Source organism: Mesorhizobium sp. P2_D5, assembly GCF_056404355.1.
In genome coordinates, this window is the sequence record NZ_JBFUEE010000005.1 from 320,769 (window position 1) to 342,603 (window position 21,835).

At 64.0% G+C, this 21,835-nt stretch carries 24 protein-coding genes; 6 read left to right on the plus strand and 18 right to left on the minus strand.

The window, feature by feature from the left end; translation table 11 throughout:
- Positions 1 to 45 precede the first annotated feature (45 nt).
- On the plus strand, positions 46 to 3,219 hold the full coding sequence (locus AC1DYW_RS22890; protein ID WP_477227709.1) for an efflux RND transporter permease subunit: 3,174 nt from the start codon (positions 46 to 48) through the stop codon (positions 3,217 to 3,219).
- Between the two features lie 96 nt (positions 3,220 to 3,315).
- Positions 3,316 to 3,474 carry a DUF3309 family protein gene (locus AC1DYW_RS22895; protein ID WP_095089435.1) on the plus strand — a complete coding sequence of 53 codons (159 nt, stop codon included), beginning with the start codon at positions 3,316 to 3,318 and terminating at the stop codon, positions 3,472 to 3,474.
- A gap of 71 nt (positions 3,475 to 3,545) precedes the next feature.
- On the opposite strand, the gene AC1DYW_RS22900 is transcribed toward AC1DYW_RS22895, so the two are convergent.
- Positions 3,546 to 4,505 carry an SDR family oxidoreductase gene (locus AC1DYW_RS22900; protein WP_477227710.1) on the minus strand — a complete coding sequence of 320 codons (960 nt, stop codon included), beginning with the start codon at positions 4,503 to 4,505 and terminating at the stop codon, positions 3,546 to 3,548.
- Positions 4,506 to 4,601: 96 nt separating this feature from the next.
- On the opposite strand from AC1DYW_RS22900, the gene AC1DYW_RS22905 reads away from it, so the two are divergent.
- The gene (locus tag AC1DYW_RS22905; RefSeq protein ID WP_457153229.1) at positions 4,602 to 5,516 is read left to right on the plus strand and encodes a LysR family transcriptional regulator; all 915 of its coding nucleotides are present in this window, start codon (positions 4,602 to 4,604) and stop codon (positions 5,514 to 5,516) included.
- Here AC1DYW_RS22905 and AC1DYW_RS22910 read toward each other — a convergent pair.
- The 3 genes from AC1DYW_RS22910 to AC1DYW_RS22920 all read right to left on the minus strand — a co-directional run bounded on the left by AC1DYW_RS22910 (position 5,474) and on the right by AC1DYW_RS22920 (position 7,910).
- Complete coding sequence (locus AC1DYW_RS22910) at positions 5,474 to 6,655, minus strand: MFS transporter (protein WP_457153228.1); 1,182 nt, start codon at positions 6,653 to 6,655, stop codon at positions 5,474 to 5,476. The two genes, AC1DYW_RS22905 and AC1DYW_RS22910, sit on opposite strands and share 43 nt — an antisense overlap.
- A 130-nt stretch (positions 6,656 to 6,785) precedes the next feature.
- Positions 6,786 to 7,094 carry a DUF1244 domain-containing protein gene (locus AC1DYW_RS22915; RefSeq protein ID WP_095089427.1) on the minus strand — a complete coding sequence of 103 codons (309 nt, stop codon included), beginning with the start codon at positions 7,092 to 7,094 and terminating at the stop codon, positions 6,786 to 6,788.
- An 18-nt stretch (positions 7,095 to 7,112) separates the two neighbouring features.
- Positions 7,113 to 7,910, minus strand: a complete 798-nt coding sequence (locus AC1DYW_RS22920; protein WP_457153226.1) for an N-formylglutamate amidohydrolase — start codon at positions 7,908 to 7,910, stop codon at positions 7,113 to 7,115.
- Between the two features lie 323 nt (positions 7,911 to 8,233).
- Between AC1DYW_RS22920 and AC1DYW_RS22925 the strand changes: the two genes are divergently transcribed.
- Together AC1DYW_RS22925 and pyk are read left to right on the plus strand one after the other, a co-directional pair.
- Positions 8,234 to 8,644 (plus strand): DUF1036 domain-containing protein, encoded by a 411-nt coding sequence (locus AC1DYW_RS22925; RefSeq protein WP_477227838.1) that lies wholly within the window; start codon positions 8,234 to 8,236, stop codon positions 8,642 to 8,644.
- A complete protein-coding gene (gene pyk, locus AC1DYW_RS22930) occupies positions 8,641 to 10,077 on the plus strand; it encodes a pyruvate kinase (protein WP_095089422.1) in 1,437 nt (478 codons plus the stop codon). Before AC1DYW_RS22925 ends, pyk begins: the two co-directional genes overlap by 4 nt.
- 28 nt (positions 10,078 to 10,105) lie before the next feature.
- On the opposite strand, the gene AC1DYW_RS22935 is transcribed toward pyk, so the two are convergent.
- From AC1DYW_RS22935 to ykgO, 3 genes are all read right to left on the minus strand, one after another.
- Entirely contained in the window at positions 10,106 to 11,173 is a 1,068-nt protein-coding gene (locus tag AC1DYW_RS22935; protein WP_477227711.1) for an alpha/beta fold hydrolase, read from the minus strand.
- Positions 11,174 to 11,297: 124 nt separating this feature from the next.
- Positions 11,298 to 11,903 carry a tetratricopeptide repeat protein gene (locus AC1DYW_RS22940; protein ID WP_477227712.1) on the minus strand — a complete coding sequence of 202 codons (606 nt, stop codon included), beginning with the start codon at positions 11,901 to 11,903 and terminating at the stop codon, positions 11,298 to 11,300.
- A gap of 112 nt (positions 11,904 to 12,015) precedes the next feature.
- Positions 12,016 to 12,141 (minus strand): type B 50S ribosomal protein L36, encoded by a 126-nt coding sequence (gene ykgO, locus AC1DYW_RS22945; protein ID WP_006327841.1) that lies wholly within the window; start codon positions 12,139 to 12,141, stop codon positions 12,016 to 12,018.
- A gap of 228 nt (positions 12,142 to 12,369) precedes the next feature.
- On the opposite strand from ykgO, the gene AC1DYW_RS22950 reads away from it, so the two are divergent.
- Entirely contained in the window at positions 12,370 to 12,792 is a 423-nt protein-coding gene (locus AC1DYW_RS22950) for a lysozyme inhibitor LprI family protein (protein WP_477227713.1), read from the plus strand.
- A gap of 15 nt (positions 12,793 to 12,807) precedes the next feature.
- On the opposite strand, the gene AC1DYW_RS22955 is transcribed toward AC1DYW_RS22950, so the two are convergent.
- The 11 genes from AC1DYW_RS22955 to AC1DYW_RS23005 form a co-directional block, all read right to left on the minus strand.
- On the minus strand, positions 12,808 to 13,884 hold the full coding sequence (locus AC1DYW_RS22955; protein WP_477227714.1) for a 5-(carboxyamino)imidazole ribonucleotide synthase: 1,077 nt from the start codon (positions 13,882 to 13,884) through the stop codon (positions 12,808 to 12,810).
- A complete protein-coding gene (gene purE / locus AC1DYW_RS22960; RefSeq protein WP_477227715.1) occupies positions 13,881 to 14,378 on the minus strand; it encodes a 5-(carboxyamino)imidazole ribonucleotide mutase in 498 nt (165 codons plus the stop codon). Before purE ends, AC1DYW_RS22955 begins: the two co-directional genes overlap by 4 nt.
- A gap of 117 nt (positions 14,379 to 14,495) precedes the next feature.
- Complete coding sequence (locus tag AC1DYW_RS22965; protein ID WP_477227716.1) at positions 14,496 to 15,389, minus strand: ribokinase; 894 nt, start codon at positions 15,387 to 15,389, stop codon at positions 14,496 to 14,498.
- Positions 15,386 to 16,261 (minus strand): MurR/RpiR family transcriptional regulator, encoded by an 876-nt coding sequence (locus tag AC1DYW_RS22970; protein ID WP_477227717.1) that lies wholly within the window; start codon positions 16,259 to 16,261, stop codon positions 15,386 to 15,388. Before AC1DYW_RS22970 ends, AC1DYW_RS22965 begins: the two co-directional genes overlap by 4 nt.
- 13 nt (positions 16,262 to 16,274) lie before the next feature.
- A complete protein-coding gene (locus tag AC1DYW_RS22975; protein ID WP_477227718.1) occupies positions 16,275 to 17,264 on the minus strand; it encodes a sugar phosphate isomerase/epimerase family protein in 990 nt (329 codons plus the stop codon).
- Positions 17,265 to 17,468: 204 nt separating this feature from the next.
- Entirely contained in the window at positions 17,469 to 18,380 is a 912-nt protein-coding gene (locus AC1DYW_RS22980; RefSeq protein ID WP_477227719.1) for an anti-sigma factor family protein, read from the minus strand.
- Complete coding sequence (locus tag AC1DYW_RS22985; RefSeq protein ID WP_477227720.1) at positions 18,377 to 18,916, minus strand: sigma-70 family RNA polymerase sigma factor; 540 nt, start codon at positions 18,914 to 18,916, stop codon at positions 18,377 to 18,379. Before AC1DYW_RS22985 ends, AC1DYW_RS22980 begins: the two co-directional genes overlap by 4 nt.
- Before the next feature lie 46 nt (positions 18,917 to 18,962).
- Complete coding sequence (locus AC1DYW_RS22990) at positions 18,963 to 19,163, minus strand: plastocyanin/azurin family copper-binding protein (RefSeq protein ID WP_095089408.1); 201 nt, start codon at positions 19,161 to 19,163, stop codon at positions 18,963 to 18,965.
- 149 nt (positions 19,164 to 19,312) lie between these two features.
- Positions 19,313 to 20,518 carry an aminotransferase class V-fold PLP-dependent enzyme gene (locus tag AC1DYW_RS22995; RefSeq protein WP_477227721.1) on the minus strand — a complete coding sequence of 402 codons (1,206 nt, stop codon included), beginning with the start codon at positions 20,516 to 20,518 and terminating at the stop codon, positions 19,313 to 19,315.
- A gap of 23 nt (positions 20,519 to 20,541) precedes the next feature.
- A complete protein-coding gene (locus AC1DYW_RS23000) occupies positions 20,542 to 21,003 on the minus strand; it encodes a RidA family protein (protein WP_095089405.1) in 462 nt (153 codons plus the stop codon).
- A gap of 36 nt (positions 21,004 to 21,039) precedes the next feature.
- Complete coding sequence (locus AC1DYW_RS23005; RefSeq protein WP_095089404.1) at positions 21,040 to 21,834, minus strand: amino acid ABC transporter ATP-binding protein; 795 nt, start codon at positions 21,832 to 21,834, stop codon at positions 21,040 to 21,042.
- Position 21,835: the final 1 nt, after the last annotated feature.

Below are 21,835 nucleotides of genomic sequence, written 5' to 3' on the forward strand. Positions count from 1 at the left end.
ATCGGCTGCGACGCAGCTCCTGAAATTCGAAAACAGGCGTTAGCCATGGATATCGTCAGACTCGCAATCAACAATGCCCGCCTGACCATCTCGGTTCTGGTCTTCCTTCTGCTCGCAGGCTGGGTTGCTTATCAGTCAACGCCAAAGGAAGCGGAACCAGACGTTCCGATTCCGATGATGTATGTCAGCCTGATCTATCAAGGCATTTCGCCCGAGGATTCGGAGCGTCTTCTGCTGCGGCCGATGGAAAGCAAGCTGAAGAGCCTGAAGGGCCTCAAGGAAATGCGCTCAGCCGCCTTCCAGGGCGGCGGCTACGTGCTGGTCGAGTTCCAGCCGCAGACCAATCTGGCGACGGCACTGCAGGACACGCGCAGCAAGGTGCAGGATGGCAAGGCCGACCTCCCGCAGGCGGCTGAAGAACCTGTTGTTACCGAGGTCAATATCTCCGAATTCCCCGTCCTCGTCGTCACCCTGTCAGGCGAATTGCCCGAGCGTGTGCTGACCGCTGCCGCGCGCGAACTGCGCGACCGCATCGAAGAAGTGCCCGGCGTTCTCGAAGGCTCGCTGCAGGGCGCGCGCGACGACCTCGTCGAGGTCGTCATCGACCCGATGAAGCTGTCTTCCTACGGGCTGCAGCTCGATCAGCTGATCGGTGCGGTCGGCAACTCCAACAGCCTGGTCGCCGCCGGCAATATCGAGGGCTCCGAGGGCAAGTACGCCGTCAAGGTGCCGTCGCTGATCGAGACGCCCGAGGATGTGGCGGCGCTGCCGGTGGTCGCCGGCCCCAATGCCGTGGTTCAGGCCAAGGACATCGCGACGATCCGCTCCACCTTCAAGGATGCCGAGACGGTGACCCGCCTCAACGGCAAGCCTGCCATCGCCATCGAAGTGAAAAAGCGCATCGGCGCCAACCTGATCGACACGCTCGCCAAGGTCAGGGAGGTCTCCGACGCCTTCGTCAAGACCATGCCGCAAGGCATGAATGTCACCTACACGCAGGACAAGTCGGTCTTCGTCAACCAACTGCTCGGCGATCTGCAGAACCATGTGATGATCGCCGTCATCCTGGTGTTCATCGTCATCCTCTACGCGCTGTCCGGCCGTGCCTCATTGTTGATCGGCCTGGCCATTCCATCATCGTTCCTGATCGGCATCCTGTTGCTTGCGATGATGGGTTACACGATCAACATGATCGTGCTGTTCAGCCTGATCCTGGCGGTCGGCATGCTTGTCGACGATGCCATCATCGTCACCGAATTCGCCGAGCGGCGGATGGGCGAGGGCATGCCGAAGGCGGAAGCTTTCGCGCTTGCTGCCAAGCGCATGGCCGGTCCGGTCATCGCCGCGACGATGACGCGCATCGCCGCCTTCTCGCCGCTGCTGTTCTGGCCGGGCATCATCGGCGACTTCATGAAGTACATGCCGATCACGCTGATTGTCACGCTGTCGGCGTCGATGCTCTACGCGCTGGTGTTCGCGCCGACGCTGGGGGCGATCTTCGCCAAGGCACCCGAGCACCATGCGGATGACAATCGCGACGGCTGGTACATGGCCATCGTCAAGCAGGCGGTGCGGTTCCCCATCACCGTGCTGGTGCTGACCGTGGCGCTGCTGTTCGGCGTCGGCTTTGCCTATTCGAAATATGGCGCCGGTGTCGAGTTTTTCCCCAGTGTCGAGCCAGACTACGGCCTGCTCTACGTGCACGCTCGCGGCAACCTTTCGCTGGCCGAAATGGATACCGCGACCAAGACCGCCGAAAACAGGCTGCTCGGCTGGCCCGGCATCAAATCGGTCTACACCCGCGTCGGCAAGACGCAAGGCGGCGGGCAGGATGTTCCGGAAGACGTGGTCGGCGTCATTCAGTATGAATTCATCGACTGGCGCGAGCGCAAGTCGGCGAACCAGATCCTGAGCGATTTGCGCGGCGTCATGGCCGGCATTCCCGGTGTCGATGTCGAGGTTCGTGTACCTGAAGCCGGTCCGCCAACCGGCAAGCCGATCCAGATCAGGCTTTCGGCGATCGATCCCAAGGGGCTTGACGACAAGGCGCGCGCCGTCGCGGCGCGCATTGCCAAGGTGCCCGGCGTCATCGACATTTCCGACGGCCTGCCGCCGCCCGGCGTCGACTGGGCGCTCGAGGTCGACCGCGCCAAGGCGGCGCAGTACGGCATCAGCCCGACTTCCGTGGGAACCGTGGTGCAACTGGTGACCAACGGCCTGAAGCTCTCGGAATACCGGCCGGCCGGCGCCGACGATGCCGTCGACATCCGGCTGCGCCTGCCCGAAGACCGGCGCACACTGTCGACGCTCGACGAGTTGAGGGTACAGACCTCGCAAGGTTCGGTGCCGATCTCGAATTTCGTCGTGCGTAAGCCCGAACCGACCGTTGGTATCCTCAACCGCATCGACGGCGCCCGCACGGTGGTCGTCCAAGCAAACGTCGCCGCCGGCACCCAGGTCGCGGCCGTGCAGCAGGAGGTCACCAAGGCTGTCGCCGATATGGATCTCGGCAGCGGCATACGCTGGAAGCTGGCCGGTTCCAACGAGGACAGTGCGGAGGCCAGCGCCTTCCTCGGCAAGGCCTTCGGCGCGGCCATCTTCCTGATCTTCCTCGTACTGCTGATGCAGTTCAACAAATTCACCAGCGTGCTGATGGTGCTGTCCTGCGTGGTCATGGCGACGATCGGCGTGTTCCTGGGGCTGCTGTTGACGGGAGAGGCCTTCGGCATCGTGATGTCGGGCATCGGCGTGATCGCGCTGGCCGGTGTGGTGGTGAACAACAACATCGTGCTGATCGACACCTATGACCGGCTGCGTGAAGAAGGCTGGGACAAGATGGAAGCGGTGCTGCAGACCTGCCGCGAACGGGCCCGTCCCGTGGTGCTGACGGCGGTGTCGGCGATCCTCGGCGTGCTGCCGATCGCCTTTGGCCTCGGTCTCGAAATCTTCCATCATGAGACGACCATCAACGCGCCGTCGACGCAATGGTGGATCTCGCTGTCGTCGGCGATCGTCTTCGGCCTGTCCTTTGCGACCTTGCTGACGCTGGTGGTGACGCCGTCGATGCTGATGATCTTCACGCGCAGCAAGAACAGCCGCTTCTACGCGTTTTTCCGTCGGTTATTCCGGCGCGGCAAGGGAAAGGTCTCGTCGACCGAGACGCCCGATACGGATGTGGGCAGCGAGCCGGCTATCGCCTTTCCGAAGGCAGCCGAATAGACCTGCCTGCGAACCTCCGACGCAAAGGCCGCCCGGAACAACCGGGCGGCCTTTTGCATTGTCCCTTGAGCAAAATGTCAGTGCGGGGAGTTCTTTATGCCGATCACCACCATCCTCATCATCGTCCTGATCCTTGTCCTCATTGGCGCGATACCGGCCTGGCCGCATTCGCGCTCCTGGGGTTATGGGCCGTCGGGCATTGTCGGTGTCGTGCTGGTGGTGCTTCTGGTGCTGCTGTTGATGGGGCGGCTCTGAGCCGCCCTCATTCGGTGGCGAGATGGGTGTGGACAGACGGGCGGGCATAGCTGCGCCCGCCGACGTGCCTATCACGCAGCTTTCGCAACGCCATTCACCGTGGCGATGCCGATGTCCTCGAGAGCCTCGGCGACCGCCTGATCCAACGGCGTGTGCGGAGTCTCGCCGATGATATGTTCCAGCCGCGTCGAGACCAGCCGATGCGGCTCGAAGCGCAGATAGGACATCGAGACGATCTCGCGCCACATCGCCACGAACGGGCTGCCGGCACGCAGCACCCACCAAGGCATCGAGGTCATCTTGAGTGCTCGGCCAAGCGCCTTCTCTGACGCGGCCTTGAGTTCCAGATCGGTGATTGCATGGCCTGGAAAGTTCAGCGCCTCATAGAAGCCGAGCTTGTCGAGATTGCGCGCCAACGCGACGAAGCCTACGGCGAAGTCCGGCAGGTAAGCCCATTCATGCACCAGATCGACCGGACCGGGCGCGGTATAGATGCCCTTGTTCATCTTGGCGGCGACGACCAGATCGAACCATGACCCGCTGCCGGTGCCGCCGAAGAAGTCGCCGGCCCGCAAGAGAATGGTGCGGACACGTCCGGCCTTCGCCTCGCGGCGGAATAGGTCTTCCATGGCACAGCGGATGCGGCCCTTTTCCGTCGTCGGGTGGAAGGGCGTGTCCTCGGTGATCACCGCCGGCATCGGCGAGCCGTAATTGTAGACGGTGCCGGGGAAGAGGTGCAGCGCGCCGTTCGCGTGGCAGGCGGCCATGACGTTTTCGGCCATCGGCAGGCACTTGCCCCAGTCGGTGTAGATCGGGTTGAGGCCGTTGAAGATGATGTCGACGCCTTGCGTGGCGCGGATCAGGGCTTCGCGGTCGAGCGCGTCGCCGGCAACGGCCGTGGCGCCCTTGAGTTCGGCCGGCACCTTACCGCTGCGGGTGATGGCGCGGACGTCATAACCCGCATCGATGAAGGCCCTGGCGACCACACGGCCGAGCCGGCCATTGGCACCGAGAATTGCGATCTTGGTCATTTTTTGTCTCCGTGTCGATGTTTTGCAGCTCGAATATGGTCTCCTCGTGGGCGAATGGAAATTGACTATGTATGGAGGTTTGATATTCATAAATGAATGAAAGAAATCGACTGGAACTTGATCAAGAGCTTTGTCACTGTGGCTGAGACCGGCAGCCTGTCGGCCGCCGCTCGGAAGCTCTCGGCCAGCCAGCCGACGCTTGGCCGCCATATCGCCGAGCTTGAGCAGGCGCTTGACATCACGCTGTTCCGGCGTGGGCGCCGCGGCTATGAACTGACGGAAGCCGGCAGCACGCTGTTCGAGCGCGGCAAGGCGGTGAGCGAGCAGGCAAGCGCCTTTTCGCTGCTGGCGCTGGGGTCGGTCGAGGCGATCGAAGGCACGGTGCGCATTGCCGCCAGCGAGGTGGTGGCAGCTTATGTGCTGCCGGAGATAACGGCGCGGCTCGGCATCGAGGAGCCCGGCATCGAGGTCGAGATCGTTGCTTCGAACCAGGTCGAGAACCTGTTGCGCCGCGATGCCGACATCGCCATCCGCATGGTCAAGCCGGGGCAGAACGAGTTGCTGGCGCGCAAGGTCTGCGATATCAGGCTCTGCGCCTGCGCGGCCAAATCCTATCTCGACAGGCGCGGCCGCCCGCTGGAGCCTGCCGACCTTGTCGAGCACGCCCTTATCGGCTTCGACCGCAGTGACGAGATGATCAGGGGCTTCACCCAGTATAGTATCCCTGTCACCCGGAACAGCTTCCGCTTCAGGGCCGACAACCAGATCGTCTTGTGGGAAGCTGTGCGGGCGGGAAACGGCATTGGCCTCGGCCAGGAGCCGCTGGCCGACCGTGATCCATTGATGGAAAAGGTGCTGCCTGGCCTGCCGCTGCCGGTGCTGCCGGTATGGCTGGCCATGCATCGCGACGTGCGCACCAGCGTGCGCATCCGCCGCGTGGCGGATTTCCTCTACGAGGAACTCAAATGCTACTCGGCCGGCGTGGCGTCGGGCGCGAATTCGGCGCGGTGAGCAAGCCCGGCCATCAGCAGCACGACGACCAGTAGCCCCGACATGGCGATGAAGATCGGGCCGAAGCTGAAATGCTCGGCAACGAAACCGATCGCCGACGGTGCCACCAAAATGCCGGAATAGCCCATGGTGGTGACCACGCTCATGCCGGTGCCCGACGACATGCCTTCCTGGTTGCCGCCAGCCGAAAAGATGATCGGCACCATGTTGGCGATGCCGAAGCCGCACAAGGCAAAGGCCGCGATAGCAAGCCAGGGCGAGGGTGACAGCCCGGCGATCAGCATGCCGGTGGCAGCGACGAGCGCCGACGCGCGCAACGTCATCACCGCGCCGAGGCGGTTGCGAACGCCGTCGCCGAAGAAGCGCATGATCGCCATGACACCTGAGAAGGCTGCATAGGCGAGACCGGCAACGGCAAGGTCTGCACCAAGTTCCTGCCTGAGATACAGTGCCGCCCAGTCGAGCACCGCGCCTTCGGAGATCATCGTCAGCAGCGCCATCAGGCCGACGAGGTAGACCAGCGGATTTCCCGGCAGCGCGAATTTGTGATGCTCGGTCGCCTGCGGCCTGTCCTCGGCGACCAGATGGCGAACCGCCACCGCGATCACCGCGAAGGCGAGCGCTGTCACCACCGCAGCGTGAGCGAGGTGGCCGTAGTGCTGGATGGCAAAGCCGCCAAGGCCGCCGCCGGCGAAACCGCCAAGGCTCCAGAAGCCGTGCGAGGATGACATGATGGCGCGCGAAAGCCGCCGTTCGACCACCACCGCATTGGCATTCATGGCGACGTCCATGCCGCCGATCGAGCCGCCGAAGATGAACATGGCGATAGCCGCCAGCGGCACGTTGGGGGCCAGCGCCACAACCAGCAGCCCAAGGCTGCCGCAAAGACCGAACCAGCGCAGCACGGTGCGCGAACCATGTTTCGAGATTAGGTGGCCGCACCAGGTCATAGCGGTGACCGCGCCGGCGCCGAACAGCAGGATCAGCAGGCCGAGCGTGAACTTCGTGATCTCCAGCCGTGTCAGAAACACCGGGATCTGCGGCGCCCAGCTGCCGGTCAGGAAGCCGTTGGCAAGGAAAATGGCTGCCACGGCCCATCGTCCGCGAATGGCAGTCTGGATGGCGTTTTGCGCGTCCATGGCTCGAATCCGGTCAAGAAATAGCTTTGCGCGGCAAATTAGATCGATTCAATTTTCAGTCAAGCGGTCTTTCGGAAAAGCATTTGGGCCAAACACAGCCTTGGAAATGGCCGGTAATGTCGAGGGCTAATTAGTGGTCCTTGGGCCGCCGCGCCTCGAATTCAGCCTTCTTGGCATCGGAGGCCTCGGTCTGGTTGAGCGCCTGCCATTCAGCATAGGGCATGCCGTAGACGATCTCGCGCGACTGGTCCTTGGACAGGCCGACGCCTTCGGCCTCAGCGGCTTCGCGATACCAGTTCGACAGGCAGTTGCGGCAGAAGCCGGCGAGGTTCATCAAGTCGATGTTCTGTACGTCGTTGCGCTCGCGCAGGTGTTCGACCAGCCGGCGAAAGGCGGCAGCCTCGAAATCGCGCTTCTGCTCGTCGCTGAGTTCGGTCATCGAAACCTCCTTGCGGCTTTAAAGCGGCCCGGTGCGGGAGCCGAATTGCTTGACCACATGTATATCGGGACGGCGGTCGATCGCGTCAACGATCGGCGCCAGGCGCTGCGCCCAGGCGATCGCGCCCGTCTGGTCCGATATCAGGTCCTGGCGGATCTCGATCAGCGCATGGGCGAAGCCGTTGATGATGGCGTGCTTGTACATGGTGTCGCCGCGCAACGCGCCGTCATAGGGTTCGTTGTCGCCAACCACGAGGCTCTTGTCGGCGGCCAGCATGTCGATCAGCGGCCGCGCCACCCGGTCATCCCGATCCCACAGGATGCCGACATGCCAGGGACGTTGGATCCCTTGCATGGCCGGGGTGAAGGAATGCACCGAGAAGATGAAGGGCGTCTGGGCAGAGGCCTGCGCGACCGAGGCAATCATGGCGCCGACGGCGTCGTGATAGGGCCGGTAGAAGGCGTCGAGCCGCCTTTCGCGCTCCTCGGCAGCAATTGGGTAATTCCCGGGCACGACGGTGCCGTCATAAAGCTGGCGAATGAGCGTCGGATCGTCCTCGCCGCGGTTGGGGTCGATCAGCAGCCGCGAGAAATTGGCGAGCACCGCCGGCACGCCGAGCAAGGCAGCCAGTTCGCGCGTCACCGCCTCGACGCCGATATCATAGGCGATGTGACGGTCGAACTCCGCGGCCGGCAGGCCGAGGCTGCCATAGTTCTCCGGCAGATCGCGGCGGGCATGGTCGCCCAGAAGCACAATGCCTCGCTTGCGGTCGCCTTCGACGATGTCGAAAGGCGCGAAAACTGTGGATCGGGTCATTGGCGGGAAATGGTCTGTTCGCTGGCTTCCGGGGAGGGTGCTATCGTCATTCCACGAAGACGACGCTTGCGCAATGCCGTTGTTTGGCCAAGGTTTCCCGGGAAATCTGGCAGAAGTCGGCGAATTGTGCGCCGGAGCCTTTCTAAATCGATTGGAATTGGACAAAACGGCGCGTTGACATGCGCCCGGACTTTTCCGAAAAGGGGCGCAGAGAGATGCAGATGTGGTTCTTGAGGGGTTTTCGGATGGGTTCCGCCGGCAGGCAGCGCGGGCGCTCTGCCTTTGCCACGCCGCTCCTGATCCTTGCCGTGGGCCTGTCGGCGATGGTCATGGCCTCGCCGGCGCGCGCCGATTTCCGTGTCTGCAACGCCACGCAGAACCTGGTCGGCGTCGGCATCGGCTATCGCGCCAAGGCCGGCTGGATCACCGAGGGCTGGTGGCACATCGAGGGATCGAGCTGCAAGACGCTGATCGAAGGGCCGCTGTCATCAAGGTTTTACTATCTTTATGCAGAAGACGCCGAACGCGGTGGACGCTGGGACGGCCCGATCAACATGTGCGTGGCTGAAAAAGAGTTCAAGATCGCGGGCGTAACCGATTGCGTCGCACGGGGCTTTCAGCGCGCCGGATTCCAGGAATATGACACGGGCGAACAGGCAAGCTGGATGGTCCAGCTGACCGATGAGCCCGCAACGGGAGGCGCTCCAGCCACCCCGGGAACAAACAGTCAATGAGACGTAGCCGCAAGGTCAAGATCCTAGCCACCATCGGTCCGGCCTCCTCGTCGGAGGAGATGCTGAAGAAATTGTTCGAAGCGGGCGCCGATGTGTTCCGCATCAATATGAGCCATACCGATCACGAGCTGATGCGCACGCTGGTCGGACGCATCCGTACCGTCGAGGAAGCGGTCGGCCGGCCGATCGGTATTCTGGCCGACCTGCAAGGCCCCAAGCTGCGCGTCGGCAAGTTCGCCAATGGCAAGGAAGTGCTGACCGTCGGCCAGACCTTCACGCTCGACAACAATCCCGAGCCGGGCACATCAACCAGGGTCTACCTGCCGCATCCCGAAATCCTGAGCTCGGTAGAAGCTGGTCATCGCTTGCTGATCGATGACGGCAAGCTCGAATTGAAGGCGGTGAGAAGCGACGGCAAGTCGATCGTCTGCACGGTCATTGCCGGCACCACGATTTCCGACAAGAAAGGCGTCAGCCTGCCAGATACCGATCTGCCGGTCGGCGCGCTGACCGAGAAGGACCGCAAGGATCTCGATGCCGTTCTGTCGACGGGCGTCGACTGGGTTGCGCTGTCGTTCGTGCAGCGGCCGGAGGATCTGGCCGAAGCGCGCAAGATCGCGCGCGGCCGGGCACTGATCATGGCCAAGATCGAAAAGCCGCAGGCCGTTGCGCGGCTGGCCGAGATCATCGAACTGTCCGATGCACTGATGGTCGCCCGCGGCGATCTCGGTGTCGAAATGCCGCTCGAGGCGGTGCCTGGCATCCAGAAGCAGATCACGCGCGCCGCGCGCCGCGCCGGCAAGCCGGTGGTGGTTGCGACGCAGATGCTGGAATCGATGATCACCGCCCCTGTGCCGACCCGCGCCGAGGTGTCCGATGTTTCGATCGCCGTCTTCGAAGGCGCCGACGCCATCATGCTGTCAGCGGAATCCGCCGCCGGTGCCTATCCGGTCGAGGCGGTGGCGATGATGGACCGCATCGCCACCAAGGTCGAAACCGATCCGACCTATGCCGGGATCATCAACGCGCAGCGCTCCGAGCCGGAAGCAACCGGCGCCGACGCCATTTCGCTGGCCGCCCGCGAGATCGCCGAGACGCTGAAACTGTCGGCGATCATCACCTATACGGCGTCCGGCACCACCGGCCTGCGCGCCGCCCGCGAGCGTCCGCAGGTGCCGATCATCGCGCTATCGCCGATCCTCAACACGGCGCGGCGGCTGTCGCTGCTGTGGGGCACGCATTGCGTCGTCTCGCCCGATGCCAGCGACCTCGACGACATGGTCAACCGCGCCTGCCGCATCGCCTTCGACGAAGGTTTCGGCAAGCCGGGCGATCGTGTCATCATCACCGCCGGCGTGCCACTGAGGACCCCCGGTTCGACCAACATGCTGCGCATCGCCTATGTCGGGTCGGACGTGCAAAGCACCCGTTAGATCGGTTCGCCTGGACCAGCAAGCGTGATCAGGTCGGCGCGAGTTCGGCCTGCGGCACCTTGAGGTCGGCGCATTTGCCGGCGCCGTAAGCGTCGCCGGCGATACGCGCTTCCACAGTCCTGGCCATCCCCTGCAGGTCGATATTCTTGCCGGCGGCCTTCTCGATGGCGCCGACGACCAGGTCGGGAGCAATCCAGTCCGGCTTATGGCCGAGATTGTGCACCCAGACCAGCTCGGCGCCGGCAATGTCGCGGACGAGGCCGACCGAGTGAATCTGCGCATAGACGACCTTGTCGCGGTCGCCCGAAATGACCACGGTCGGCGCCTTGATCTCGGCGTAGCGGGGGGCGGCACCAAGGGCATAGCGATAGAGCCCCGCGACGTCGGTGGCGTTGGCGCGAAAGGCCGGTGGCCGCAGCACCAGCGGGATCGAGGCCGTGACGAGATAGTTGTCCGGCACTTTGTTGGGCGAGAAGACGCAGGTCGTGGCATCAGCCATCTGCAGCGTTCCCGCGGGATAGCTCAGCGTCTCGGTGAACAGCCAGCCGATCACCGGAATGGTCGTCAGATCATAGTACCAGGAGGTGGCACCGCCAGGCCAAGGATGGGTCGCCGGCGCAAGAAAGACCAGCCCAAGCGTCTTGTCGGCATGCTCGCGGCCAAACGCGGTGGTCGCAGCGGCGCCAAAGGAATGGCCGACGACGACAGCTTTCTTCATGCCGAGACGGTCCATCAGCGCGGCGATGGTGTTGGCCTGGGCCGATGGGCTTTCGTTGTTGCCCGGGCCACGCCCCGACCAGCCGAAACCCGGCCGGTCGAGGAACAGCATTTCGGCACGGCCTTCGAGCAGCGGCCGCAGCGGCAGCAACTGATCCCTGAGATTGGCGCTGGCGCCGTGGATGAAGACGATAGCCGGCAGCGAGGCATTCGCAGGCGCCGGAATATGCACATAGTGGATGCGGGCGCCATTGATGTTGGCGAAGTCGCCGATCGGCGGATTGCGCCGCTCGATAAGCCAAGAGCCGACGCGGGTGACGCCGACAAGGCCGAAGACAAGCGCCATCAGGAAGGCGAGGGCAGCGTAGATCAGGTTCATGCGGGGAAAATACGGGCTGGAGCGGAATTAGTTCTGGGGCATGCTGATGTTCAGGTGGGGCTGGCCTGCAAACGGCCGGGCCTGACCTGAATCTCAGCATACCCCGGCTCGGAGATCAGAGGCATCAAATGCCTTCGCCGGCAAGCTCTTCCGACAGTGAGGCGACCTGGTCCTGGGCGCTGCGCATCATCGGATAGATGGCCAGCACCTTTTGCCAGGCCTCGAGCGCCGATTGCTTGTGGCCGGTCAGGGCCATGATCTGCGCCAGGCCGGACAGCGCTCCGAAATGGCGCGGCTCGAGCTGCAGCGTATGGTCGATGTCGGACATCGACTTACCATAGTTCTTCATCATGAAATGCACGGTGGCGCGCCGGTTCCAGCCTTCGGCATAGGTCGGCTGCAGGGTCACCACCTGATCGAGGAAATCGAGCGCGACATCGAATTTCTGGCCTTCGATGGCCTTTTGCGACCACATCATCATCAGGTCGATCGAGGCGCTGCCGGATTGGAACCACTCGCTCCAGATGTTGCCGGCAATGCGCTCGGCAGCCTTTTCGTTGCGCTCGCGCTTCAGGTCGCTGAACAGCTGGTCGAGATGGGCCTGTTTCGTCATCACCGGCGGCGGGGCATCCGGGGCCGCCGGCGCAGCCGCCTGATCATCCGCCCGAGCCGGTAAGGCGACGGCACCGGAAACGAGAAAGATCGCCACAAATGCAAAAAGAATCCGCATCGCCCGACTCTAATCCCGGGCGGCGGAACATCAAAGTGATTTTAGCGTGAGAAGGTCGGAGGACCGGCGACAAGCATCAATTGGCGGAGGCACGAAGCCTCCGGCCGAAAGCTCAGCCCTGGCGTGCCTTGTAGCGCGGGGCGGTCTTGTTGATGATGTAGACGCGGCCCTTGCGGCGAACCAGCTGGTTGTCGCGATGACGCGCCTTCAGCGCCTTGAGCGAATTCTTGATCTTCATGGTCTTGCCTGTCGGTGTGGACCCGTCCGGGTCGAAATTATAAAGCGCGCCAGAAGACGCGCCTTTGAACTGTGGGTGGCTCATAAACGAGGAGCCTTGTCCGTGTCAACCGCAAGCGTGCTCTACCTCGCCATATCATCAAATATCCGCCATGTCGGCCTGGCGGCATTGCGCGGCCTCCGGCCGGCTGGGATGATGCGGCCGCCGTGAAGTGATTTGGGGATGAATATGCGCCGGATTTTCCTGTCCGCCTGCCTTGTCTTGCTGGCGGGAGCTTCGGCTGCCCGGGCGCAGGAATGCGACCGCAGCGACGACAGCCAGCAGATGATGAACATCTGTGCCGGGGAGGACTATCAGGCCGCCGACGCCAGATTGAACAAGGCCTACCAGGACCTCATCAGCTCGGACGATGCCGACAGCAAGAAGTTGCTGCAGGCGGCGCAACGCGCCTGGGTCGCCTTCCGCGACGCCGAATGTGCTCACTCTACCGCGGCCAGCGCGGGCGGCTCGATCCATTCGATGGAAGTATCGCAATGCCTGACCAGGCTGACCAATGACCGCACCAAGCAGCTCGCTGCCGCGGCCAATTGCGAGGAGGGTGACGCGAGTTGCGCCAGTCCTGACGAGGACCAGAGCGGTGACGTACAATAACGCGCGTTTGTGAAGTCAGGCGCGAAGGCTGACCCGGGTGAAATGGCCCATCTTGCGGCTGGGCCGGGCCTCGGCCTTGCCATAAAGATGCAGCATCAGATCGGGCTCGGCGAGCAATTCGGCGACGCGCAGCACATCGTCACCGATCAGGTTTTCCATCACGCAGTCAAAATGGCGTTTCGGGTCTCCCAGCGGTAAGCCGGCGACGGCGCGGATGTGCTGCTCAAACTGCGAGACGATGCAGGCGGCTTCCGTCCAATGGCCGGAATTGTGCACCCGCGGAGCGATCTCGTTGGCCAGCAGCGAACCGTCGGCCAGCACGAAGAACTCGACGCCGATGACGCCGACATAGTCGAGCGCCGACAATATCTTCGATGCTGCCGCCTGTGCCGCGACGGCTGTCTCGGGCCTAATGGCGGCCGGCAAGGTCGATGTGTGGAGTATGCCTTTGCGGTGGACATTTTCGGCCGGATCGTAGGCGGCGACGGCGCGGTCCAGCCCTCGCGCCGCGATCACCGAAATCTCGCGCTCGAACGGCACGAAGCTCTCCAGGATCAGCGGTACATTGCCCATCGCCTCGCAAGTACCGGCGAAACCGCCAGCCTCCATGTTGCGGAAGACGCGCTGGCCCTTGCCGTCGTAGCCCATGCGGCGTGTCTTCAATATGCCACTGCCGCCGAATGCTTTCAGCGCCGCCGTCAGCTCGTCGTCATTGTCGACGGGGCGGAAATCCGCGGTGGCAATGCCGATGCCATTGAGGAATGTCTTCTCGCTCACCCGGTCCTGCGCGACTTCAAGCGCGCGAGCCGGCGGATAGACCGGAACCTTGGCGGCCAGTGCGCTCGCAGCCGCAACCGGCACGTTCTCGAACTCGTAGGTGATGACGGAACTCGCCGCCGCCAGCTCGGCAAGTGCGGCCGGGTCGTCATAGGCAGCCGTTATCTGCCGGTTGGCGACCTGTGCTGCCGGGCAATCCGCTTGCGGCTCCAGCACCACCGTGCGGTAGCCAAGGCGAGCAGCCGCCATCGCCAGCATGCGGCCGAGCTGGCCGCCGCCAATGATGCCGATGGTCGATCCGGCGGGCAGGCTCACGCTGCATCCGTCGGTTCGACCGCGACCTTGGCGGTCTGCGAGGCGCGCCAGGCATCCAGCCGTGTGGCGAGCTTGTCGTCGTAAAGCGCGAGCACGGCGGCAGCCAGAAGTGCAGCGTTGGTCGCACCGGCCTTGCCGATGGCCAGCGTTCCGACGGGAATGCCGGCCGGCATCTGGACGATGGAGAGCAGCGAATCCTGCCCCGAGAGCGCCTTCGATTCCACCGGCACGCCGAACACCGGCAGCGGCGTCATCGCAGCGGTCATGCCGGGCAGATGCGCCGCGCCGCCGGCACCGGCGATGATCACCTTGTAACCGGCAGCCTTGGCGCCCTTGGCGAATTCATAGAGACGGTCGGGTGTGCGATGCGCGGAGACGATCAGCCGCTTGTGCGGGATGCCGAGTGCCTCCAGCGTCTCAGCCGCATGGCGCATGGTTGCCCAGTCGGACTGGCTGCCCATGATGATGGCGACATCGGCGCGTTGATCGTCCAAGTCCTTGCTCCCCGGCGACAAAGGCGCGCCTTAGCGGAATTCGGGCGAAGCCGCAAGGATAGGCGGCCGCCGCTGCCGTTTGGCAAGACGGAAAGTGGGTCCTCCGGAGTCCAGACGTCAGATGCTGCCGCGCTCGGCCTCGGGTGTCGAAACCAGCAAGGCCGAAGCGGCGTTGGCCGCGGTGACGGCGGCCCGCATGGCCTCTCCACGGGCAAGTGCGGCGGCCAGCGCACCAACGAATTCATCGCCCGCGCCATGCGTACTGACGACCTTGACCGGGATGGCCGGCAACGCGAAGGCGGCTCCGGTCCGGTCGCAACAAGCGACGCCCTCGCCGCCTGCCGTGACGATTACGGTTGGGCAGAGATCGACCAGAAGCCGCGCCGCTTGCGCGGCTCCTTCCAGTATTTCAACCACCTTTAGGCCGGCAAGGAATTCCGCTTCGATGGCGTTGACCACCAGGATGTCCACGAGCGCGATCAAATCGCCTGAGAGTTTGCGCGCAGGGGCGGCGTTGAGCAGGACGCGGCCGCCATGTCTCTTCACCTCGCGCGCGGCGGCAATGTTGGCGGCTTCCGGTATCTCGTTCTGCAAAAGCAGCACGGACGTTTGTGCCACTACCTCGGACGCAGCCGCGATGTCCCTGTCGCCGAGCGTCAGATTACTGCCCGAAACGATCACCGCGCCGTAGTCGCCGCTTTCGTCGAAGATCGCCACGCTCATGCCGGAGCCGGCGCCCGGCGCCACCCGAACGAAGCGACCGTCGACGCCGGTACGATCGAGATTGGCCAGCAGCGCCGTGCCGAAATCATCGTCACCGACGGCGCCGATCATCGCCACGCGCATACCGGCCCTTGCCACTGAAACCGCCTGGTTGCCGCCCTTGCCACCGCATTTCGGGTGCCAGGCATGGCCGGTCACCGTCTCGCCCTTGCGAGGCCGGTCGGGGGCGTCGACCATGATGTCATAGTGCAGGCTGCCGAACACGGTGACCAGCGGCGTTGTCCTCATGAGCCCCGGTCTTTTCTTTTCGATGCCACCGCCGACATGGTGCGGCCGAGATTGCGTTCCGCCGCCTGGTAGTCGCGCTGCGCCACCGCCACGAACAACGCGTCGAGGATGTTGAGCTGGGCAATGCGCGCCGCCGCGTTCTCCCCCATCAGCGGCGAGCCCTGCGCGGTCGAGCACAGCACAATGTCGGCGACCGTGGCCAACGGCGAATTGTTGTAGTTGGTGATGGCAAGCGTGCGTGCGCCGTTCTTGCGGGCAAGCTGGATGGCGTCGATGACAGCCGACGTGTTGCCGGAATGCGAGAAGCCGATGGCGATGTCGTCTGGGCCGAGCAGCGAGGCCGACATCAGCATCATATGCGAATCGTCGTAGACCGATGCTCGGATGCCGATGCGCAGGAATTTGTGCGAGACGTCGCGCGCGATCTGCGCCGAACCGCCGACGCCGTAGAAGTCACGATTTCCGGCGCGGTAGAGCAGATCGGCGGCGCGGTCGAAATCCTCGATGTCGAGGATGGCCAGCGTCTCCTCCAGCGCCTGGATGGAGGTGCGGAACACCTTCTGCACGATCTCGGCCGAACTGTCGTCCGACGACAGTTCCTGGTGCATCTCTGCGGTCGGCAGGCGGCTGTATTCATAGACGGCGGTGCGGAAGTCGCGATAGCCGGAGAAGCCGAGCTTCTTAGCGATCTTGACGACCATCGCCTCCGACACGCCGGATTCTTCGGCGATGCGCTTCAGCGGAATGCTCTCGTCGAAGCCGCGTCGGCCAAAGACCGTTTCCACCACCTTCGCCTCCAGCGGTGTGAGATGCGGCATCATCATGCGGATGCGCGGTCCCACCGCTTTCAGGTCCAGCCCGCTCAAGGTCATCCACGCCCCCTCGTCATACGTCAGGCCCGAGCATGATTTCCTGGATGATGGCCTGCGACGCCACCGCGTCCTGGCGCTCGATGGCGGCGGACAGCCGGTTGTCCTGGTCGATCCGGTCGACGACCTGCAGCATGCGCTTGACGGTGGCAATATTGACCTCGCACTCATGCACCGGATCGAGACCCGTCATGTCGGGGAAGGTGTCGAAATAGATAGCGCCGGCATAGCCGTCCCTGCGGATCTGCCGGAGCAGTTCGATGGTCTGCAGCGTATGCACGGCGCCGACCATCAGGCCGTCGTCGCGTTTGGCGTAGCCGTCATTGAGATGCACGCCGAGCAGCCTGCTGTGACGCGCCACCAGGGCGGCGGCGAAGGCCGGCTGCTCATCGGCATAGAGCACATGGGCGAAATCGAGCGTGACGCCGAGGTTGGGCAGTCCGACATCGCGGATTGCCAGCAAGGTCGTCGCCGCGTCCGGCATCAGGCTGTAGGAGCGCGGCTCGTTTGGCTTGTACTCCAGGCTGATCTGGCAGCCGGGGTCATGCGCGGCTACTTCACGAATTCCGTCAATTTCGTGTTGCCAGAGTGTCGCATAGTCGGCCTGGAAGGCGTAATCGAAGCCATCCTGTCCGAGCCACAGCGTCATCAGGCTGGCGCCGGCCTCGCGCACGGCGCCGATGCCGGCCTTGGTCAGGTCGATGGCTTCGCGGCGTACCGCCGGATCCGGATTGGTGAAGGCGCCGAGCTTGAAGGCCGAGTTGGAGTAGTAACGCATGGCGAAGCCATTGATAGAAAGTCCGATGTCACCAAGCTTGCGCGCGATCGCCGAAGGCTTTTCACCGACATGGTCGGGAAAATTCAGATCGAGGTCGGTCAGCCCTGCAACCCTGGCAGCGCGCGCTGCCATCTGCATTAGTGACGGCTTGCCGGTGAGATCCGGCCATTCGGCCTGCGGCTGCGAGGCAAAGGAATTCAGGCGCGTGGCGAAACGATTGGCTGTCATGATTGACCCTTCGACGCTCATAACTTCACACAAAGGCGGATATTTGTAAAGTTATTGCTTTGAAGAATTAGAGCAACAGTCAGGCTGCAATCCCGGCCCGGCCGAGCCACGCAAACGCGCGCCGGGAAGCGGCGATTTCTTGACTGGCGCCGTGGGTCGGAGAACCTGTCAGGGCGGCGGGATCAGTGACGAGGCTGGACCTCCTCACACCGCCGCCTTGCGGAAGCGGGCGACGAAGTCGTCGAGTTCGGGGCGCTCCATGTCGGAGATCGCCCAGTAGGAGAACGCGCCGTCGCTCCAGTGCACCAGCGAGAAGCCGCCTGACGAGAGATCGTCAGGTGCTGTGATGCCGCCGCCTTGCTGCGGTTCGGCGACCAGTGTGATCAGATGCTCGCGGTGGCGGTAGACCAGCGCCGGTACCGGCCGGCCGGCGATCACCTCGACCCGACCGCCGATCAATGCGTAGCCATCCTGGGCGAGGTCCGGCGCCGGCGGCGACACGCCGATCCGAGCATCTAGCCACGGCTTCACCGTGTGGCGGTCGGACGAGACGATGTCGATCGGGCTCGCCGCAAGCAGGCTGCGGCGATGGCCGCTGGCGACCGCCGCGGCAAAGCTGTCGGACGCGCTGTTGACCATCACCCATTGCGTCGCGCCGCTTGCCAGCACGGCGCTGATCATGATCGACGCTGCCATGGCACGCCAGTCGAACGAGCCGAAGCGGCGTGCCCTAGGCAGGACCCGCGTCTGCGACGGACGTGTTCCTGCGTCTCGCCTCTGGCCTCCACCGATCGAGGCAATCAACCCCGGTTGCGACGGCGGCGCGCCCTGCTGCGGCTCCGCCGGCTCGTCTTGCGTCTGTTGTGCCGTGGCTGCAACGCCGATCGCCGCGATGCGGGCCTGAAAGGCGTCGCTGACATCGGGGCGCGGCAAGCCGCTGACGACCGCCTGCAAGGCGACGATGCGAGCGTATTCGGCGGCAAGCTGCGGGTCGGCGGCGATGCGCCGCTCCACCGCCAGCGCCGCGGCCGCGTCGAGCTCGCCATCAACGAGGGCATGGATCATCAGCCTGATACCTTCGGGATCGTTGGGCAGTCCGTCGTCATGGTCGGTCATGGCGCTCTCCCCAGTTCAGACACAAGCAGGCCGCGGGCACGGGCCAGCCGCGACATCACGGTGCCCATCGGCACGCCGAGCATCGCCGCTATCTCGCGATAGCTGAGACCGTTGATATCGCGCAGCACCAGCGTCTCGCGAAACGGCTGCGGCAGTGCCGCAATCGCCGCTTCCAGTGCCGCCGTATCGGCCCTGGCCATCAGGCTCGCCTCCGGACCGTCTTCGTCCGGCAGCCTGGTACCGTGCGCAGCCGCCATCTCGTCGAGATCGCCGAGGTCACCGACGGCCAGCATGCCGCGCGGCCGGTTACGCGACATCCAGGTGTAGGCGGTGTTGCGCACGATGGTCAGCAGCCACGCGCGGGCATTGCCGCCGGCATAACCGGCAATGCCGACATGTGCCTTCACGCAGGCTTCCTGCACAACATCCTCGGCATCGGCGGCATTGCCGGTCAACCAGCGGGCGAGCGCAAGCGCATCGCCGAGATGGGGCAGCACCACCTCACCGAAGCGCTCGGCCAGGGCCTTCTCGCTCAACACCGCAGCATGATCCGGCACTCCGGGCAGGTTCTGCCATGCGCCCTCAAGGCGCGACGGTGATCTTGCCCTGCATGTGCGGGTGGAGCCCGCAGAAATAGGCAAAGTCGCCTGCTTTGGTGAAGGTGAATTCATATGTGTCACCGGTGTCAAGCGCCTTGGGGGAGGGACTGACGACGATCATGCACTCCGGCGCGAGACGACAGCTGGTGCCATGGTCGCTGTCATCCTCGCAATGATGGGGCATGTCAGGCTCCTCAACGCCTGCAATGGCGTATGTCGAGGAGACTTGTTCCAGTGACGGTTTATTCCCGCCGCATGCAAATGCGGCCGTTCACAGTCGCGTGATCAGCCGGTCGTAGCCGGTGCATTTTTGGATGTATGTCGGTTTGGCGCTCAATCCGGCCAGCGCAATGAGCCGGAGGAATCCTTGCGGGCAGGCTTCATGGCGTCGATGGGTCGGTCGGCCGCGGTCAATACGGCTCGCAGCCGTTCGGCGACGATCTCCGCTTCGCCTGGGTGCAGATTGCACGGGTCGAGGAAGAAATGGCCGCGCTCCACCTCGTGGTTGCGCACAATGATGGGCGGCGGGCCTGCGGCCAGGCCCGAGGCGAGGCCGGCGGCGGTGAACCGGCTCTCGGGCGACACGAAGATCTGCAGCCGGTCGAGCGGATTGGCGGTCGGATCAGGGATGATCTGCGCGACGATGCCAGGCAGTTCCTGCAACGTGTCCTTCCACAGCTTGAGGGCTGCTTCTTCGCGCCGGCGGATGCCGGCATGGTCGCGCTTTTCCCAGGCTTCCAGTGCCGCCATGGTGCCAGCGATGCTCTCCTTGCCGACCTTCATGGCGCGTGCGACGCCGCGGTTCTGCAGATAGGCGGCGCGCACCAGATCCTTGCGCCCGGTGACGATGCCGCTCGTCGGCCCGCTGAGGAATTTGTGACCGCTGTAGATGACGATGTCGGCGCCGCGCGCCAGGAAGCCGCGCAGATCATATTCGGACGCCGCGTCGACAATCACCGGGACGCCCCTGGCGTGACAGATTTCGCAGAATTCCTCCAGCGACAGCATGCCGTACTGCACGGTGTGGTGCGCGACGACATAGAGGCCCGCCGCCGTGCGATCGCGGATCGCGTCGCGCACATGATAGTCCTGGGTCACGCTGACCGTGCCGGCGGGAATGGTTCTTGCTCCGGCCAGCCGGATCGACTGGTCGATCGGCGCGCCGTAATTGACGATGTGCCCGAGCTGGACGATGACTTCCGACTTGAGATCCTCTGTGTCGTCCGGCAGGCGCTCGATGGCGAGCAGGTTGGTTCCGGTCATCGCGCCGGCGATCGCCATGGTGATGCCGCTGGCGCAGCAAGCGGTGATGAAACCGGCCTCGCCGCCCGTGAGGCGGGCAACGATCGTGCTTGCGGCGCGCTGCAGATCGTCCATCTCCACCCATTGCGAGGCCATTTCAGCCATGGCGCTGATCGCTTCCGGGACGATGATCGATGCGCCAAGCGCAGTCATCGTGCCGGAAACATTGATGATCGGGCGAAGGCCGAGCCGTTCGCGGATGGTGGTGTTGGAGCCGTCGGCGGAATAGGTGTTCATCTCTCGGATTCCATTTCTAAAGGTCAGGCGGCGATCTCGACAACCGCCTCGATTTCAACGGTGATATTTCCGGGCAAGGAACCGACCCCGATCGCCGAGCGGGCATGACCGCCAATATTGTCGAAGACATCGGCGAACAGGTCGGAACAGCCGTTGACCACCTTTGGGTGATCGCTGAAGGTCGGTATCGCGTTGACGAAGCCGAGCAGCTTGACGATGCGCACGATGCGACCGAGGTCGCCGGCGGCTGCGTGCATGACGGCGAGTAAATTGAGGCCAGTGAGGCGGGCATGTTGATAGGCCTCCTCGACGGTGACATCGTCTCCCACCTTGCCGGTGAACAGTGTGCCGTCGGCCCGCAGCGGTCCCTGACCGGACAGGAAAATCAATCGCCCGCTTTCGGCATGGGTGACGAAGTTGGCGATCGGGGTCGGCGGCTCGGGCAGCGTCAAGCCGAGTTCGGCGAGCCGGATGTAGGGCGTCATCAAATGCTCCTTGCGAACAGCTTTCGCTGTCCAGTGTCAGAAATGCGAGGCGCGGAAGCGCGCCAGGAAAGTGCGGAGGCGCTCGTTGGTGGTCTCTGCCGCGAGAATCTCCTTCGGTGGGCCGACGGCGCTGACGCCACCATCGGCCATGAAGACGATGCGGCTCGAAGCATCGCGGGCGAAGGCCATCTCATGTGTCACCATCAGCATGGTCATGCCGTCCTCGGCGAGGCTGCGCACGACGGCCAGCACTTCGCCGACGAGTTCGGGATCGAGCGCCGAGGTTATCTCGTCAAGCAACAGGATCTTCGGCTCCATAGCCACGGCCCGCGCAATACCGACGCGCTGCTGCTGGCCGCCTGACAGTTCGGCGGGGAGGCTGTCGGCCTTGTGGGCGAGGCCGACGCGGCCGAGCCAGTGCTCGGCGATCGAGCGCGCCTCGGCTTCGCTTTTTCCACGCACCTTGCGCAGCCCGAGCATGATGTTGCCGGCCGCCGTCAGGTGCGGAAACAGGTTGAAGCTCTGGAACACCATCCCGGTTTCGGCACGCATCGCGGCGAGATCGCGTTCGCTGCGGCGCTGACGGGTTCCCGGGTCGCGAAAGCCCACCTCCTTGCCGTCGATGCGGATCGAGCCGCTGTCGTAGCTTTCCAGGAAGTTGACGCAACGCAGTAGCGTCGTCTTGCCGCTGCCCGAGGGGCCGATGACCGTCACCACCTCGCCGCGCGCCACCTCCAGGCTGACCGAACGCAGGACCTGGACGGCGCCAAAGGATTTGGAAACGTCGCGGACGTCGAGAAGGGCCGGCGTGTCGTTCGAACTTGTGGACATT

What these genes read in the sequence shown, in the direction of transcription:
- AC1DYW_RS22890 (WP_477227709.1), top strand. Translation starts at nt 46, where the DNA reads ATGGATATCGTCAGACTCGCAATCAACAATGCCCGCCTGACCATCTCG.
- AC1DYW_RS22895 (WP_095089435.1), top strand. Translation starts at nt 3,316, where the DNA reads ATGCCGATCACCACCATCCTCATCATCGTCCTGATCCTTGTCCTCATT.
- AC1DYW_RS22900 (WP_477227710.1), bottom strand. Translation starts at nt 4,505, where the DNA reads ATGACCAAGATCGCAATTCTCGGTGCCAATGGCCGGCTCGGCCGTGTG.
- AC1DYW_RS22905 (WP_457153229.1), top strand. Translation starts at nt 4,602, where the DNA reads ATGAAAGAAATCGACTGGAACTTGATCAAGAGCTTTGTCACTGTGGCT.
- AC1DYW_RS22910 (WP_457153228.1), bottom strand. Translation starts at nt 6,655, where the DNA reads ATGGACGCGCAAAACGCCATCCAGACTGCCATTCGCGGACGATGGGCC.
- AC1DYW_RS22915 (WP_095089427.1), bottom strand. Translation starts at nt 7,094, where the DNA reads ATGACCGAACTCAGCGACGAGCAGAAGCGCGATTTCGAGGCTGCCGCC.
- AC1DYW_RS22920 (WP_457153226.1), bottom strand. Translation starts at nt 7,910, where the DNA reads ATGACCCGATCCACAGTTTTCGCGCCTTTCGACATCGTCGAAGGCGAC.
- AC1DYW_RS22925 (WP_477227838.1), top strand. Translation starts at nt 8,234, where the DNA reads ATGGTCATGGCCTCGCCGGCGCGCGCCGATTTCCGTGTCTGCAACGCC.
- pyk (WP_095089422.1), top strand. Translation starts at nt 8,641, where the DNA reads ATGAGACGTAGCCGCAAGGTCAAGATCCTAGCCACCATCGGTCCGGCC.
- AC1DYW_RS22935 (WP_477227711.1), bottom strand. Translation starts at nt 11,173, where the DNA reads ATGAACCTGATCTACGCTGCCCTCGCCTTCCTGATGGCGCTTGTCTTC.
- AC1DYW_RS22940 (WP_477227712.1), bottom strand. Translation starts at nt 11,903, where the DNA reads ATGCGGATTCTTTTTGCATTTGTGGCGATCTTTCTCGTTTCCGGTGCC.
- ykgO (WP_006327841.1), bottom strand. Translation starts at nt 12,141, where the DNA reads ATGAAGATCAAGAATTCGCTCAAGGCGCTGAAGGCGCGTCATCGCGAC.
- AC1DYW_RS22950 (WP_477227713.1), top strand. Translation starts at nt 12,370, where the DNA reads ATGCGCCGGATTTTCCTGTCCGCCTGCCTTGTCTTGCTGGCGGGAGCT.
- AC1DYW_RS22965 (WP_477227716.1), bottom strand. Translation starts at nt 15,389, where the DNA reads ATGAGGACAACGCCGCTGGTCACCGTGTTCGGCAGCCTGCACTATGAC.
- AC1DYW_RS22970 (WP_477227717.1), bottom strand. Translation starts at nt 16,261, where the DNA reads ATGACCTTGAGCGGGCTGGACCTGAAAGCGGTGGGACCGCGCATCCGC.
- AC1DYW_RS22975 (WP_477227718.1), bottom strand. Translation starts at nt 17,264, where the DNA reads ATGACAGCCAATCGTTTCGCCACGCGCCTGAATTCCTTTGCCTCGCAG.
- AC1DYW_RS22980 (WP_477227719.1), bottom strand. Translation starts at nt 18,380, where the DNA reads ATGACCGACCATGACGACGGACTGCCCAACGATCCCGAAGGTATCAGG.
- AC1DYW_RS22990 (WP_095089408.1), bottom strand. Translation starts at nt 19,163, where the DNA reads ATGCCCCATCATTGCGAGGATGACAGCGACCATGGCACCAGCTGTCGT.
- AC1DYW_RS22995 (WP_477227721.1), bottom strand. Translation starts at nt 20,518, where the DNA reads ATGAACACCTATTCCGCCGACGGCTCCAACACCACCATCCGCGAACGG.
- AC1DYW_RS23000 (WP_095089405.1), bottom strand. Translation starts at nt 21,003, where the DNA reads ATGACGCCCTACATCCGGCTCGCCGAACTCGGCTTGACGCTGCCCGAG.
- AC1DYW_RS23005 (WP_095089404.1), bottom strand. Translation starts at nt 21,834, where the DNA reads ATGTCCACAAGTTCGAACGACACGCCGGCCCTTCTCGACGTCCGCGAC.